Annotated in this window: 12 protein-coding genes; 6 read left to right on the top strand and 6 right to left on the bottom strand. The window is 71.3% G+C overall.

Features of this window, described 5'->3' with window-relative positions; all coding sequences use genetic code 11:
* Positions 1-442: 442 nt before the first annotated feature.
* The 5 genes from AC07R7_RS06210 (at position 443) to AC07R7_RS06190 (ending at position 4,809) form a co-directional block, all read left to right on the top strand.
* A complete protein-coding gene (locus AC07R7_RS06210) occupies positions 443-763 on the top strand; it encodes a c-type cytochrome (RefSeq protein ID WP_494634531.1) in 321 nt (106 codons plus the stop codon).
* A 90-nt stretch (positions 764-853) separates the two neighbouring features.
* Positions 854-1,318, top strand: a complete 465-nt coding sequence (msrB, locus tag AC07R7_RS06205) for a peptide-methionine (R)-S-oxide reductase MsrB (RefSeq protein ID WP_494634530.1) — start codon at positions 854-856, stop codon at positions 1,316-1,318.
* A gap of 14 nt (positions 1,319-1,332) precedes the next feature.
* Positions 1,333-3,186, top strand: a complete 1,854-nt coding sequence (locus tag AC07R7_RS06200; RefSeq protein WP_494634529.1) for a cytochrome c biogenesis protein DipZ — start codon at positions 1,333-1,335, stop codon at positions 3,184-3,186.
* Between the two features lie 82 nt (positions 3,187-3,268).
* A complete protein-coding gene (locus tag AC07R7_RS06195) occupies positions 3,269-3,895 on the top strand; it encodes a 2-dehydro-3-deoxy-6-phosphogalactonate aldolase (protein ID WP_494634528.1) in 627 nt (208 codons plus the stop codon).
* Entirely contained in the window at positions 3,895-4,809 is a 915-nt protein-coding gene (locus AC07R7_RS06190; RefSeq protein ID WP_494634527.1) for a 2-dehydro-3-deoxygalactonokinase, read from the top strand. The genes AC07R7_RS06195 and AC07R7_RS06190 overlap by 1 nt, the downstream gene beginning before the upstream one ends.
* On the opposite strand, the gene AC07R7_RS06185 is transcribed toward AC07R7_RS06190, so the two are convergent.
* On the bottom strand, positions 4,772-6,196 hold the full coding sequence (locus AC07R7_RS06185) for an amidase (protein WP_494634526.1): 1,425 nt from the start codon (positions 6,194-6,196) through the stop codon (positions 4,772-4,774). The two genes, AC07R7_RS06190 and AC07R7_RS06185, sit on opposite strands and share 38 nt — an antisense overlap.
* 68 nt (positions 6,197-6,264) lie before the next feature.
* On the opposite strand from AC07R7_RS06185, the gene AC07R7_RS06180 reads away from it, so the two are divergent.
* Positions 6,265-7,254, top strand: coding sequence for a P1 family peptidase (locus tag AC07R7_RS06180; RefSeq protein ID WP_494634525.1), 990 nt, complete (start codon positions 6,265-6,267; stop codon positions 7,252-7,254).
* Here AC07R7_RS06180 and AC07R7_RS06175 read toward each other — a convergent pair.
* The 5 genes from AC07R7_RS06175 to AC07R7_RS06155 are packed head-to-tail and all read right to left on the bottom strand — an operon-like array spanning position 7,251 to position 14,532.
* Positions 7,251-8,840 carry a dipeptide ABC transporter ATP-binding protein gene (locus AC07R7_RS06175; RefSeq protein ID WP_494634524.1) on the bottom strand — a complete coding sequence of 530 codons (1,590 nt, stop codon included), beginning with the start codon at positions 8,838-8,840 and terminating at the stop codon, positions 7,251-7,253. The genes AC07R7_RS06180 and AC07R7_RS06175 overlap by 4 nt on opposite strands.
* A complete protein-coding gene (locus AC07R7_RS06170; protein WP_494634523.1) occupies positions 8,841-9,665 on the bottom strand; it encodes an ABC transporter permease in 825 nt (274 codons plus the stop codon).
* Positions 9,662-12,208, bottom strand: a complete 2,547-nt coding sequence (locus tag AC07R7_RS06165; protein ID WP_494634522.1) for an ABC transporter substrate-binding protein — start codon at positions 12,206-12,208, stop codon at positions 9,662-9,664. The genes AC07R7_RS06170 and AC07R7_RS06165 overlap by 4 nt, the downstream gene beginning before the upstream one ends.
* Positions 12,205-13,557, bottom strand: coding sequence for a tetratricopeptide repeat protein (locus AC07R7_RS06160; RefSeq protein ID WP_494634521.1), 1,353 nt, complete (start codon positions 13,555-13,557; stop codon positions 12,205-12,207). Before AC07R7_RS06160 ends, AC07R7_RS06165 begins: the two co-directional genes overlap by 4 nt.
* A 9-nt stretch (positions 13,558-13,566) precedes the next feature.
* Positions 13,567-14,532 carry an alpha/beta fold hydrolase gene (locus tag AC07R7_RS06155; RefSeq protein ID WP_494634520.1) on the bottom strand — a complete coding sequence of 322 codons (966 nt, stop codon included), beginning with the start codon at positions 14,530-14,532 and terminating at the stop codon, positions 13,567-13,569.
* Between the last annotated feature and the right edge of the window lie 14 nt (positions 14,533-14,546).

The following is a 14,546-nucleotide window of genomic DNA, read 5'->3' as shown; positions in this document are numbered from 1 at the left end:
AAGAATCGAGCGCGGCACGCCGCGCACGGGGGGCGCCCGAGAGGGACGACCAGCAAGGGGCCTGCTTACAGAGCCCCGAGCCGGCCGACAATTGCTTTGGAAGGTCGATGGACCACGTGTTGCGTAAAAACTTTAGTCAAGAGCCTTGAATTCGGAGCGCCGCGCCGCTGCCCGCCGGGCCTAAAACCAGCCGGCCTCTTGCTGGGCTCGCCGCCGTTCCTGCCCTGGTATCGCGCGATCTCGTTCCTGGCCTGGGTTCCCAACCTGCTGGTCGCCGAGCTTTGACTATGGAGGAAGGGCTCGCGGCGCGTATCGGGTCCTCATTGAATGCCATGGATTTGCGACACGATCGCCCTATGCTGGCCTGAGCAATTTGGGCGTGGCGGAGGTCGAATCCGGCGCCCCGTCCCGCGCAGGCCAACACGCGAAGGCCCGTTAGACCATGTTCAGCAAGTCTCTGAAAAACGCGCTCCTGATCGGAACCGCCCTGGCGTGCGGATTTACGACCGCCGGCGCGTCGACGCCCGCCGACACGTCGGCCAGCCCGCCCTCCGCCAACGCGGGCGTGGATCCTGGCAAGACCATCGTCAGCAAGACCTGCCAGTCGTGCCACGACCTGGGCATGGTCACCGAAGCCCGTCACACCGCGAAGGAGTGGACGAGCGTCATCGACCGCATGCGCGCCAACGGCGCCGAGCTGAGCGAGGACGACGCCAAGCAGGCGCAGGCCTATCTGGCCAAGGTCTACGGCAAGCCCGGCTGAAGCGAGGCGCGGCGAAAGCAGCGAGCGGCGCGTAACCTTTCCGCTCGCCGCGACGTATCTGATCGCGGGGCGGCGAAACGGAGATCTGCGATGACGACGCGACGACACCTTCTGGCGACCGGAGCCCTCGCCACTTTCGGCCTGGCCGGCTTCGGCGCGCGGGCCGAGACGTTCGAGGTCACCCGCAGCGACGCCGAGTGGAAGCGCATGCTGCCGCCGGACGCCTACGAGGTGCTGCGCCACGCCCGCACGGAGCGCGCCGGGACCAGCCCGCTCGACAAGAACTACAGGAAGGGCACGTACAGCTGCCGCGGCTGCGACCTGCCGCTATTCTCGTCGACGACCAAGTTCGACAGCGGCACCGGCTGGCCCAGCTTCTGGCAGCCCCTGCCGAACGCCACGGCCAAGAGCGCCGGCGGCAGCATCATGTGGGGCACGGAGATCCATTGCCGGCGCTGTGGCGGTCACCTGGGCCACGTGTTCAACGACGGTCCCAAGCCCACCGGCCTGCGCTACTGCATGAACGGCGTCGCCCTGACCTTCCGCGCCGCCTAAAGGTCCGCGTTCCCATGATCCTGTTCCTGCTGGCCTATCTGGGCGGCGTGCTGACCATCGTCAGCCCGTGCATCCTGCCGATCCTGCCGTTCGTGTTCGCGCGCGCCGACAAGCCCTTCGTCCGCAGCGGCCTGCCAATGCTGGCCGGCATGGCCGTGACCTTCGCCCTGATCGCCACCCTGGCGGCGGTCGGCGGCGGCTGGGCGGTGCGCGTCAATCAGTACGGCCGCTGGGCCGCCTTGGCCCTGATGGCCTTCTTCGGCCTGACCCTGCTGGTCCCGAGCCTGGCCGACCGCCTGACCCGGCCGCTGGTCGCCCTGGGCGGACGGCTGTCCCAGCGCGCCGACGCGCAAGAGGCCGCCGGCGGCTCGACCGTCCTGGCCTCGGCCCTGCTCGGCGTCGCCACCGGCCTGCTGTGGGCGCCGTGCGCGGGTCCGGTGCTGGGCCTGATCCTGACCGGCGCGGCGCTGCAGGGCGCCAACGCCCAGACGACCCTGCTCCTGGTCGCCTTCGCGGCCGGCGCGGCCACCTCGCTGGGCCTGGCCCTGCTGGTCGGCGGCAAGGTCTTCACGGCCATGAAGCGCTCGCTCGGCGCCAGCGAGTGGATCCGGCGCGGCGTCGGGGCGGTGATCCTGGTCGCCGTCGCGGCCATCGCCCTGGGCGTCGACACCGGCTTCCTGACCCGCGTCTCGCAGACCAGCACAGCCGCGCTGGAGCAGGGCCTGGTCAACAAGCTGCATCCGCAGCAGGAGTCGGTCCTGCTGCCCGCCAGCGGCGACGCGATGAGCGGCAGCCCCGCCATGATGGCCGCCAATCCGGCCATGATGTCCGGCGCTCCCGGCGGCGCGATGATGATGCGCGCCAAGCCCGGCCAGGACGAGGCCCTGCCGGTCGAAGGCGCAGCCCCGCCGCTGGACGGCGCGGTGACCTGGCTGAACTCCCCGCCCCTGACCAAGGCCCAGCTGAAGGGCAAGGTCGTGGTCGTCGACTTCTGGACCTATTCCTGCATCAACTGCCTGCGCTCGATCCCCTACGTCCGCGCCTGGGCCGAGAAGTACAAGGACCAGGGCCTGGTGGTGATCGGCGTCCACGCGCCGGAGTTCGCCTTCGAGAAGGACGTCAAGAACGTCCGCAAGGCCGTCGCCGACCTGAAGATCGGCTACCCCGTGGCGGTCGACAACAACTACGCGATCTGGCGCGCGTTCGGGAACCAGTACTGGCCGGCCCACTACTTCATCGACGCCCAGGGCCGGGTGCGCCACCACCACTTCGGCGAAGGCGGCTACGACCAGTCCGAGCGGGTGATCCAGCAGTTGCTGGCCGAGGCCGGCCGCGCCAAGGGTAGTAAGGTCGAGGTCGAAGGCGGCCTGGTGGCGGTCAAGGCCACCGGCGCCCAGGCGGCCTCGGACGGCAAGGACGTCGGCTCGCCGGAGACCTATGTCGGCTATGATCGCGCCGAAAACTTCGCCTCGGCCGGCGGGGCGGTGCGCGACGCGCGCCACGTCTACGCCCTGGCCGGGCCGCTGAAGCTCAACGCCTGGGGCCTGACCGGCGACTGGGCCATCGGCGCCGAGCAAGCCGGCCTGAACGCGCCGGGCGGCAAGATCGCCTATCGCTTCCACGCCCGCGACCTGCACCTGGTGCTGGGCCCGGCGGCCAATGGCTCGAAGGTCCGCTACCGGGTCACGATCGACGGCAAGCCGCCCGGCGCGAACCACGGCATGGACACCGACGCGGCCGGCAATGGCGTGATCACCGGCCAGCGGCTCTATCAGCTGGTCCGGCAGAAGGGTGCGATCGGCGACCGCACCTTCGAGATTCAGTTCCTCGACGCCGGCGCCCAGGCCTATGCTTTCACGTTCGGCTGAGCCGGCCCAGGGCCAGGGCCCTGCTTGAAGTTGACGCCGGGGTGCGCGGCCTGACGCCCCGGCCCTTTTGGAGGCTGAGCGCATGAGCGCCTGGACCGACGTCCTGACGACCCTTCCCCTGGTGGCGATCCTGCGCGGCCTGACGCCCGACGAGTCGGTCGAGGTCGGTGAGGCCCTGGTCGCCGCCGGCTTTCTCTGCCTGGAGGTGCCGCTGAACTCGCCCTCGCCGCTGGACAGCATCCGTCGCCTGCGTGACGCGCTCGGCGACCGCGCCATCGTCGGGGCCGGCACCGTGCTGACCGCCCAGGCCGTGCGCGATGTCGCGGGGGCCGGCGGCCAGATCATCATCTCGCCCAACACCGACGTCGCCGTGATCGCCGAGGCCAAGGCCGCGGGCCTGATCTCGTTCCCGGCCTTCTACACGCCCAGCGAGGCCTTCACGGCCATCGCCGCCGGGGCCGACGCCCTGAAGTTGTTCCCGGCCGAGGCCGCGGGTCCGGCCATGCTGAAGGCGATGAAGGCGGTGCTGCCGAGGACGACGCCGGTCTTCCCGGTGGGCGGAGTCGAACCCGGCAATGTGGCGACCTGGCGCGCGGCCGGAGCCAACGGCTTTGGCCTGGGCTCGGCGCTCTACAAGCCGGGGAAGACGGCGGCCGAGGTGCGCATCGCCGCGGACGCCTTCGTCGCCGCCTGGAAGGCCAGCGCCTGATGGCTGACCTCATCGCTTTTGGTGACTGGGGCACCAGCCGCCTGCGTCTGGGCCTCTACGACGGCGACACCCAGCTAGAGTCGGTGGAGGGCCCCGGCATCGGCGCGCTCAGCGCCTCGCCCGCCGAGACCCTGCTGGGCGCGGTCGCCAGCTGGCGCGCGCGGCGCGGCCTGTCGCGCGTCGTGCTGGCCGGCATGGCCGGCTCGCGCACCGGCGTGGTCGAGGCTCCCTATGCCGAATGTCCCGCCGGCGTCGATGACTGGGTCCGCCAAGCCGCGACCGTGACCCTGGACGGCCTCCTGGTCGAGGTCGCGCCAGGGGTGGCCGGGATCGCCCCCAGCGGCGCGCCGGACGTGATGCGCGGCGAGGAGACCCAGGTGTTCGGGGCCATGGCTCTGTATCCCGAGCTCGCCGAGGGCGAGCAGGTGTTCGTGCTGCCTGGAACCCACGGCAAGTGGTGCCAGGCGCGGGACGGCCGCATCGTGCGCTTCCAGACCTTCCTGACGGGCGAGCTCTTCGCCCTGCTCTCGACCCGCTCCAGCCTGCTGCTGGGCGCGGACGCCGTCGAGAACGCCGAGCACGAGGCGGCCGGCTTCGCCCATGGCCTGGAGCGCGCCCGCGCGGGCCATCTGCTGAGCGCCCTGTTCGAAGCCCGAAGCGCCCAGCTGCGCGAGGGCCGCACCGGCGCCTGGGCGCGGGGTTTCCTGTCGGGCTTGACGATCGGAACCGAGGTGGCCGAAGGCGCCGCGGCCTTCGAGGCAAAGCGCGTGATCCTGGTCGGAGCCAGCGGCCTCAGCGACCGCTATGGCGTCGCCCTGGGCGCACAACGGGTGGAGAGCACAGCCCTCGGCGGCGAAGTCTGCGTGCTGGCGGGACTCAGGCGCTTGGCGTCGACCCAGGCCGGCTGTCATTGAACGGCCTAGTCGGCCAGGGGCTCTGCACCGGCCGCAGCCGCTCATAGGCGCGCGACAGGCGCAGGACCCCCAGGTCGTCGAAGCGCCGCCCCACGATCTGCAGCCCGATCGGCAGGCCCTGGGCGGTGTAGCCGCAGTTGATCGAGGCCGCGGGCTGCTCGGTCATGTTGAAGGCGACGGTGAAGCCGATGTGCTCGAACGGCCGTGCCGGGTCGTTGGTCGGCGACGGCAGATGCGCGTCGAAGGCCGGCATGGGCGCGGTCGGCGAGAGCAGGAAGTCGAACGGCTGGAAGGCCTTGGCGCCCGCCTCGCGCATGCGCTGGATCTGGTTGAAGCCACGATAGACCGACAGCCCGTCGGCCCCACGCGCCGCGCGGGCCCAGTCCAGGATATACGGCAGGCAGCGCTCGGCCCGCTCCGGCGGCAGGGCGTCCAGGTCGCTCAGTGAACGCGTGCGCCAGAAGAGGTCCAGGCCGTCCAGCATTTCGCGGGTCAGGTACGGCGCGAACGGCTCGACGATCGCGCCGGCGGCTTCAAAGGTCCGGGCGGCGGCGGTCACTGCCTCGGCGACTTCCGGCTCGACCGGCAGGCCGACGCCGGCGTCCAGCATCAGGCCGATCCGTAGGCCCTTCAGGTCGAGGTCGAGATTGTCCCAGGCGATCGCCGCCGGCGGCAGGCTCATGTGATCGCGCCAGTCTGGTGCGCTGAGCGAGCACATGGCCAGGGCCGCGTCCTCGACCGTGCGGGTCATCGGGCCGGCGCAACGGCCGATATAGGGCGGGTCGATCGGGATCCGGCCGTTGCTGGGCTTGAAGCCGAAGATTCCGCACCAGCCGGCGGGCAGGCGAATAGAGCCGCCGATGTCGGTGCCGAGGTGCAACGGCCCGTAGCCCGCCGCCGCCGCCGCTCCGGCGCCCGCGCTGGACCCGCCGGGGGTCTTGGCCAGGTCCCAGGGATTGCGCGACAGGGCGTGGAAGCTCGACAGGCCCGACGACAGCATGCCGAAGTCGGGATTGGTGGTCTTGGCCAGGATCACCGCGCCGGCTTCGCGCAGGCGGGCGGCCGGCGGGGCGTCGACGGGCTCGGGGACTAGGTCGGACGCGGCCGAGCCAATCGGCTTGGGTACGCCTTGGGTGGCGATCAGTTCCTTGATCGTCAAGGGCGCGCCGTCCAGCGGCCCCAGCGCCTCTCCACGCCGCCAGCGGTCCTCGGACGCGCGCGCCGCCGCCAGCGCGCCTTTCGCGTCCAGCGCCCAGGTCGCCGCGAGGTCCGGTTCCCAGGCCTCGATCCGCGCCAGCACCGCCGTCGTCACCTCGACCGGCGAGAGGCTCTCGTCGCCATAGAGCCGGGAGAGTTCGACGGCGGTCAGATCAGGAAGCTCGCTCATGCGGGAAGACTAGGCCCGGCGGGGGCGGCTTCGCTAGAGTGCGGGCGAATCCTTGGAAGGACATCGCCTTGCTTCGACCCGGTCCGCGCAATCTGCTCACCGATGTGCCTGGCCTGACGGTCGGCAACGCCACGGACGAGGCGGCGCGCAGCGGCGTGACCGTCGTGCGCTTTCCGGGCGGCTGGATAGCCGGCGTCGACGTGCGCGGCGGCGGGCCGGGCGTGCGCGAGACCGCGGCCCTGTCGCCCGAGAACGGTTACTCCCGGCTGCACGCCCTGACCTTCAGCGGCGGATCGGTCTTCGGCCTGGCCGCCGCCGACAGCGTGACCGCCGCCCTGTCGCAAGCGGGCGAGGGCTTCTTGCTGAGACCGGATACGCCCCGGACCCCGATCGTGGCCGGCGCGGTGCTCTACGACCTGGCCAATGGGGGCGACAAGGCCTGGGAGATGGATCCGCCCTATCGGCGTCTGGGCCTGGCGGCCTTCGAGGCGGCCGGCGAAGCCTTCGCGTTGGGCGCGGTCGGGGCCGGACGCGGTGCGCGGGCTGGCCTGGTCCAGGGCGGCCTGGGCTCAGCCTCGCTGGACCTGGGAGACGGCCTGAAGGTCGGGGCGCTGGTCGCCGCCAACCCGGTGGGCTCGGTGCTCATGCCCGACGGCGAGACCTTCTGGGCCTGGCCGTTCGAGATCGACGGCGAGTTCGGCGGCCGTGTTCCCACGGGACCGGCGGGGGCGGTCGAGCCCATGCCGGACGAGTCGCGACTGGCCGGCCAAGGCCGCCTGACGCCAGGCGCGAACACCACCCTGGCCGTCGTGGCGGTGAACGCCGACCTCACCGCCGGCGAGTGCAAGCGCCTGGCGATGATGGCCCAGGACGGCCTGTCGCGCGCCGTGCGCCCGGCCCACACGCCATTCGACGGCGACGTGGTGTTCGCGGCCGCTTCGGGAGCGGTGGCGCTCGGGACGGAGGCGCGCGCCCATCGCCTGGCCCGACTGGGCTCGGCGGCGGGCGACTGCCTGGCCCGGGCCATCGCCCGAGGGGTCCACGCGGCGCGCGGCTAGCCGCGGGCGGCTAGCGCTCGGGCCAGACTCGGCGTGGCGGCGATCAGCTGCGCCGTGTACGGATGCTTCGGCGCGGCGAAGAGCTCGGCGGTCGGGCCGGCCTCGACAATCTCGCCCTCGCGCATGACCAGCACCCGGTCGGTCAGGCCGCGCGCCACGCCCATGTCGTGGGTCACGAACAGATAGGCCACGCCCAGGTCGTCGGAGAGCCGGGCCAGCAGGTCCAGCACCTCGGCGCGAACGGTGACGTCGAGGGCCGACACCGCTTCGTCTAGGGCGATGACCTCGGGCTCGACGATCAGGGCGCGGGCGATGGCGATGCGCTGGCGTTGGCCGCCGCTGAACTGGTGCGGATAGCGATCGGCGGCCTCGGCCGGCAGCCCGACCTTGGCCAACACGGCCTCGACCCTGGCCCGGCGCTCCGTCGGCGAGAGCCTGGCGTCCAGAAGGTGCAACGGCTCGGCCACCAGCCGCTCGACCGTCCAGCGCGGGTCGAGACTGCCGTTCGGGTCCTGAAAGACCAGCTGGATCGCGCGGCGGCGGCGGCGCGGCGAGGCTGGCGTGAAGGGCTCGCCAGCCAGACGCACCTCGCCGCCCTGCACGGGATCCAGGGCCAGAAGGGTCCGCAGCAGGGTCGACTTGCCGCTGCCGGACTCGCCGACCAGCCCGACGATCTCGCCCGGACGGATCTCCAGGGAGACGCCCCGTAGAGCGCGGACCGGCGGGCCGGCGCGGAGGAAGCCGCGCTGGCCGGGATAGTCGCGGACCACCCCGCGCGCTTCCAGGATCGGGGCGGCCCCGGCGTCCGGCCTCCGGGTCCGGACCGGCATTCGCTCGGCGTCGGCGGCCAGGGCCCGGGTGTAGGGATGGGTCAGGGCCTTGAAGACGGCGCCGGTCTCGCCCTGCTCGACGATCTGGCCGTCCTTCATCACCGCCACGTGGTCGGCGGCCTCGGCGACCAGGGCCAGGTCGTGGCTGATCAGGATCAGGGCCGCGCCGTCCTCGCGCACCAGATGGCGCAGCAGCTTGAGGATCTCGGCCTGGGTGGTGACGTCCAGCGCCGTGGTCGGCTCATCGGCGATCAGCAGGCGGGGCGACAAAACAACTGCGATGGCGATGGCTGCCCGCTGGCGCTGGCCGCCCGACAGCTCATGCGGATAGCGGGTCAGGGGGATGTCGGCGAGGCCCACGCGATCCAGCGTCTCGCGGGCGGCGGCGTTGGCCTCGGCGCGCGAGGCCTTGCGGTGCAGGCGCACGACCTCGGCCACCTGGGCGCCGATGGTCATGACCGGGTTCAGGGCCGTCATCGGCTCCTGGAACACGATGCCGATGCGGTCGCCGCGCAGGCGCGACAGTTCCGCGTTGGACAGGCCGACGAGGTCGCGGCCCTCGAACCGGATCGCGCCCTCGACCCGCGCCCCGCGCGGCGGCAGGCCCACGATCGAGAGGGCCGTGATCGACTTGCCCGAACCGGACTCGCCGACCACGCCCAGCACCTGACCGGCCTCAAGCGTCAGCGACAGGCCGCGCAGGATCGGCTGGTCGCCCAGCGCCAGCTTCAGGTCCTGGATCTCGAGCAAGGCCATCTAGCGGTCCTCGTCCAGGCGCGGGTCGAGGCGGTCGCGCAGGCCGTCGCCCAGCAGGTTCAGGCCCAGCACGGTGATGACGATGGCCAGGCCCGGGAAGATCGCCTGCAGCGGCGCGACCGCGACCAGGGTCTGGGCGTCGGCCAGCATCTTGCCCCAGCTGGCGGCGGGCGGCTGGGCGCCGAGACCGACGTACGAAAGCCCCGCCTCGGCGATGACGCCCAGCGAGAACTGCAAGGTCGCCTGGACGATCAGTATACTGAATAACCCTGGCGCGATGTGCTCGATCGAGATCCGCGTCGCGCCCTTGCCGGCCGCGCGGGCGGCCAGAACGTAGTCGCGGGTCCAGAGGCTTAGGGCCGAGCCTCGGGTCAGGCGGGCGAAGACCGGAACGTTGAAGACGCCGATGGCGATCACGGCGTTGATCGCGCCGGTACCCAGGACGGCGGTGATCAGAATGGCCAGGATCAGGGCCGGGAAGGCGAAGACCACGTCCGAGGCGCGCATGACCAGCTCGTCGACCCAGCCCCGACGGGCCGCGGCCAGCAGGCCCAGCGGCACGCCGACACCCGCGCCCAGCAGCACGGCCACCAGCGAGACCGACAGGGCGTTGCGAGCGCCCAGCAGGATCATCGAGGCCACGTCGCGGCCGAAGTGATCCAGGCCCAGCCAGTGGGCGGCCGACGGCCCCTGCAACCGGTGGTCGATGTCGAAGCTGGCGACGTCATAGGGCGTCCAGACCAGCGACAGCAGCGCGGCCACGACGAAAGCGATGCTGATCACGCCGCCGACGATCAGGGTTGGCGAAAGGCGGGACCGGCTCATGATCCGCGCCTCCGCAGGCGGGGATCGACCAGCACATAGGCCACGTCGACCAGGAAGTTGGTGGCCACCACGGCGAAGACCAGCAGCATGACCACGCCCTGCACCACGATCAGGTCGCGCTGGGCGATGGCCTGCAGCACCAGACGCCCCAGCCCCGGCAGGAAGAACACGTTCTCGATGATCACCCCGCCGGCCAAGAGGAAGGGGAACTGCAGGCCCAGGATGGTGAGCAGCGGGATCAGGGCGTTGGGCAGGCCGTGCCGCCACAGGGCTTGGCTCGCCGTCAGCCCCTTGGCGCGGGCGGTGCGCATGTAGTCCTCGGCCAGGGTGTCGATCAGGGCCGAGCGGGTGACGCGGGCGATGATCGCGGCTTGCGGCGCGGCCAGGGCGATGGCTGGCAGGGCCAGGGCCTTGAGCGCCGGGACTAGGCCCGCGTCCCAGCCGGGAAAGCCGCCGGCGGACACCCAGCGCAGACCGATCGAGAACACCATGACCAGCAGCACGGCGAACCAGAAGTTCGGCACGGCGACGCCCACCTGGGTCAGGCCCATGACGATCGTATCGGTCCCCTTGCCCCGCCGCGCCGCCGCCAGGGCGCCGACCGACGCGCCGACCACGACCGACAGGATCAGGGCCAACAGGGCCAGAGGCAGCGAAACGCCGATCCGTTCGGCGACCAGGGCCGCGACCGGGGTCTGGTAGGTGTAGCTGACGCCCAGGTCGCCGCGCAGCATGCCCAGCAGCCAGGCGAGATAGCGCTGCGCCGGAGGGCCTTCGAGCCCCATCTGCTGGCGCAGGTTGGCCACGGCCTCGGGACTGGCGTTGAGGCCCAGCATGTAGGCGGCCGGATCTCCCGGCGCGACCTGGATGATGGCGAAGACCACGACACTGGCGGCCAGCAGGGTCAGGACCATCACCACCGCCCGACCGCCCAGATAGGCCGCCCCGAAGCGGGCGGCGAGCAAGGCCAGACCCGCGACCGCGGCGAGCGTCAGGACGGCGCCGACGATCGCGCCGGCCGGACCGGCCTTGTCGCTGGCGATGGCTTCCGCCCCGCCGGCGCCGTCGAACGAGGCCGCGCGCAGGTCGATGGTCTGGGTCGGCGAATTGACCCAGAAATCCTTCAGCCGCGCGTCGAACACGCCCAGGCGCGGGAACTGGAACAGGAAACCGTTGACCGCGTCCTCGGCGATCCGGCGCTGGATCTGGCCGAGGATCGCCGCCCGCTGGGCCTCGTCGGTCGCGCCCTTCAGGGCTTCCATCAGCCCGTGGAAGGCCTCGCTGTGATAGCCGAAATAGTAGTCGGCCTTGTCATAGATGGCGTAGTCCATCGGCTCGGCATGGCTGACGATGGTCAGGTCGAACGCGTGGCGGCCATAGACCTGGTCCAGCCACTGGGCCCACTCGATATTCTCGATCTTCACGCGGACCCCGGCCTGGGCCAGTTGGGCGGCGACGATCTCGCCGCCGCGGCGCGCGTAGTTGGGCGGCGGCAGTTTGAGGCTCAGGTCGAGGCCGTTGGGGTAGCCGGCCTGCGCCAGCAGCGCCTTGGCCTTGGCGATGTCGTGCGGATAGAGGCCGGTCAGGTCGACATAGGCCGCGTTCTGCGGCGGAAAGTGGCTGCCGATCGGCGTCCCATAGCCGTACATCGCCCCGTCGATGATCGCCCGCCGGTCCAGGGCGTATTGCAGGGTGCGGCGCACCCGCACGTCGGACAGCGGGCCGGCGCGATTGTTGATCGCCAGGATCACCTCGCCCTCGCTGGAGGCGGTGACCACCTTCAGGGCCGGGTCGGCGCGCAGCTGGGCCAGGTTTTCCGGGGCTGGATAGTCAGGGAAGGCGTCGACCTCGTGGGTCTTGATCGCCGCGTAGGCCGCCGCCGGATCGGCGATGAACTTGAACTTCACCTGGCGCAGCTTGGCGGGCTGGCCCCAGTAGTCCTCGTCGCGGACCAGGGTCACGGTGTCGCCGCGTCGCCAGCTGGCGAACCTGAACGGGCCGGTGCCCACCGGGGCGGTGGCGAGACTCCCTGCCGACTTGGGCGAGACCATCACGCTGTCGCCCCAGGCCAGGGTGTAGAGCAGGTTGCTGTCGGGGCTTGAGAGACGCAGGCGCACCGTGCGCGGGTCGACGACCTCGACCTGACGGATAACGCTCAGCGCCTGTTTCTGGACATTGGTCGAGGCCGGGCCGAGCGCGCGCTCCAGGCTGAACTTGACGATGCCGGCGTCGAAGGGCGTTCCGTCCTGGAACCGCACGCCGTCGCGGAGGTGGAAGGTGTAGGTCAGGCCGTCGGGCGACACCTCCCACCAGGTCGCCAGCAACGGCTTGACCGCGCCTTGCGCGTCGAGGCGGACGAGGCCTTCGAAGACGTTGCCGTAGACCACCTCGTCGGTCGCCACCGCCGCGCCGGATGTGGGGTCGAGGTTGGGCGGCTCCAACTGCAGCGCGACCGTCAGCGTGTCCTTGGGCGCGGCATGGGCGACGGGCGCGAACGCCAACAGGCAGGCCGCCGCCAGACCGAGAAGGGCGCGGAGCTTCACGCGATGCGCGCCCGGGCCTTGGCGGCCTCGGCGGGCAGGCCCAGGCGGTCATAGACTCTCGCCAGGGCGCGATTGAGCGGGACGCCGTCGGGATCGAAGCCACGCCGCAGCTCCAGCGCCTGCTGGGCTTCCGACAACCGGTCGTCGCGGATCAGTGCGTCCAGGATCAGTTGCTCGAAGAGGTCCCGCTGGGCGTGGCTGCCGCCGATCTCGGCCAGGCGCGGCAGGGCGGCGCGCAGGCCACGCAGGGCGCTCTGATAGTCGCCCCGCGCGTGGGCGACCAGCCCCTCGGCGGCGGGCAAGGCCACCTCCCGCCAGGTTTCGCGGACGTGGTCGGGGGCGTCCAGCGCCGCGCGGCGCACGGCGGCCAGCAGGGCATCGGCCTGCGGCCGACCGGCGCGGGCCAGGCCGTAGAGGTACTGCAAGGTTAGGAACGGCTGGACCACGTCGTCAGCGCGCGCGGCCAGGCGATCGGCCACGTCGTCCCAGCGGTCGCCAACGTCGACGCCGGCCAGCTCCAGTCGGGCCAGCAACGACACCGCCCCGATCTGGTCCTGGGAATAGTCCTTCTCCTGCCCCCAGACGTGGCCGTCATAGAGGGCGAGGGCGGCGTCGAACCGGCCCTGGCTCAGATAGAATAGCGCCAGGTGCCACCAGAGGTGGGTATCCATGAACGAGTTGAGGCCGGTCCAAGTATCGCGCACGCCTTCCAGGAACGCGACGCCCTCGGCGACGCGGCCTTGGGTCAGCATCACGTGGGCCAGGGCGTGCTGGGCCCAGGGCTCCTGGCGCTTGAGGGCCAGGGCGCGCCGCGCGGCGACTTCGGCGTCGTCCAGCAGGTGGCATTGCTCATAGGCGAAGGCCAGCATGCCGTGCAGTTGGGCCACGTCCTCGGCGGCCGGCAGGACGGCGCTGGCCGCCCGCAGCATGGCCGGGAAGTCGCCGCGATTGAACGCGTGATACTGCGCGAGCTTCAGCACCAGCAGGTCGCGCGGCCAGGCCGCCAGGATCGTGTCGGCGATGGCCAGGGCGGCGGGGATGTCGTCGGTCGACCAGACCGTGACGAAGTCGACGAAGGCCTGTTCGCGCGGATGGGCCTGGCCCACCGCCGCTCGGGCGCGGGCCAGGTAGGGTCCGGCGCGTTCGGCGGCTTCCGGCGCCTCCAGGAGCAGCCACAGCGTCGCGGCATAGGCGTTCAGCAGCACGCTCTCCGGATACGCCTCGGCCGCGCCGATCACCTCGGCCGCCCGCGTCTCATAGCTGAGAAAGCCGTCGACGAAGGTGTCGACGGCCGCCAGGGCCGCGTCTGACGACGCGCTGATCGGATTGCCGAGATAGTCGCTACGCATGAGGGTACTCTAGCTGACGCCAGCCTCGGCGAGGAAGGCGGCCGTATCGTCAGCCGAGCGTTGCGGGATCTCAACCTGCGGCAGGTGCCCGACCTTCGGATAGACGATCAGCCTTGCGCCGGGGATGGCCTCGGCGAACTTGTGGGCGCCGGAGACCTCGATCAGCGGATCAATCTCGCCCCACAAGACCAGGGTCGGAGCCTTGATGGTCGAGAGGACCTCCTTGGTCGCCTGGCTGTGCTTGCCGGGCTGGATCGACATCAGGATGGCGCGGTGGCCCGGGGCGCGCTGCAGCTCGGCCCAGCGATCGATAAAGGCGTCGGTGATCACCGCCGGATCGCCGACCTCGCCGCGCAGGCCCGAGCGGATCAGCGGCTTGTTGTCGATCGAGCGCAGGAAGGCGCGGCCCCACGAATACTTCAGCAGCTTGAAGGCCAGGGGCGGCTTCTTCAGGCTCGTGGAGGGCCAGCCGGCGGCGTCGACCAGGATCAGGCCGTTCACGCGGTCCGGATGGCGCGCCGCCACCTGCCAGGCCACGCCGCCGCCCATCGAATTGCCGGCGATGGCGAACTTGGGAAGGTCCTCCTTGGCCGCCAGGGCGTCGACCAGGTCGGCGAAGCCATCGGCCGAGGCGACATAGCCCACGGGGGCGCGCGTCAGGCCGTGACCCGGCAGGTCGATGGTGATGATCCGATAGCGATCGCCGAGCCGGGCGACCCAGCCCTCCCACGAGAAATGCGAGTCGCCGAAGCCGTGGACCAAGACGAGCAGCGGCCCATCGGCCTTGCCCTCGTCCTTGTAGTGCAACCGCACGCCGCCGGGCAGATCGGCATAGCGCGAGGCCTTGGTGGCGTACTTGGCTTCCAGGGTTTCGTAGGGAATGTCGGGGCCGCGCAGCAGCAGCCAGCCGACGAGGCCCGCGAGGACGACCAGGCCAACGAGGCCGCCCAGGATCAGCAACAAGGTCTTCAACATGTTCAACGCTCCAG

The organism is Caulobacter sp. GW821-FHT05F04 (assembly GCF_059419665.1).
The sequence above is the reverse complement of the archived record's forward strand: the minus strand, read 5'-3'. Positions and strand labels throughout refer to the sequence as shown.

What these genes read in the sequence shown, in the direction of transcription:
- AC07R7_RS06175 (WP_494634524.1), bottom strand. Translation starts at nt 8,840, where the DNA reads ATGGCCTTGCTCGAGATCCAGGACCTGAAGCTGGCGCTGGGCGACCAG.
- AC07R7_RS06195 (WP_494634528.1), top strand. Translation starts at nt 3,269, where the DNA reads ATGAGCGCCTGGACCGACGTCCTGACGACCCTTCCCCTGGTGGCGATC.
- msrB (WP_494634530.1), top strand. Translation starts at nt 854, where the DNA reads ATGACGACGCGACGACACCTTCTGGCGACCGGAGCCCTCGCCACTTTC.
- AC07R7_RS06155 (WP_494634520.1), bottom strand. Translation starts at nt 14,532, where the DNA reads ATGTTGAAGACCTTGTTGCTGATCCTGGGCGGCCTCGTTGGCCTGGTC.
- AC07R7_RS06160 (WP_494634521.1), bottom strand. Translation starts at nt 13,557, where the DNA reads ATGCGTAGCGACTATCTCGGCAATCCGATCAGCGCGTCGTCAGACGCG.
- AC07R7_RS06185 (WP_494634526.1), bottom strand. Translation starts at nt 6,196, where the DNA reads ATGAGCGAGCTTCCTGATCTGACCGCCGTCGAACTCTCCCGGCTCTAT.
- AC07R7_RS06190 (WP_494634527.1), top strand. Translation starts at nt 3,895, where the DNA reads ATGGCTGACCTCATCGCTTTTGGTGACTGGGGCACCAGCCGCCTGCGT.
- AC07R7_RS06210 (WP_494634531.1), top strand. Translation starts at nt 443, where the DNA reads ATGTTCAGCAAGTCTCTGAAAAACGCGCTCCTGATCGGAACCGCCCTG.
- AC07R7_RS06170 (WP_494634523.1), bottom strand. Translation starts at nt 9,665, where the DNA reads ATGAGCCGGTCCCGCCTTTCGCCAACCCTGATCGTCGGCGGCGTGATC.
- AC07R7_RS06200 (WP_494634529.1), top strand. Translation starts at nt 1,333, where the DNA reads ATGATCCTGTTCCTGCTGGCCTATCTGGGCGGCGTGCTGACCATCGTC.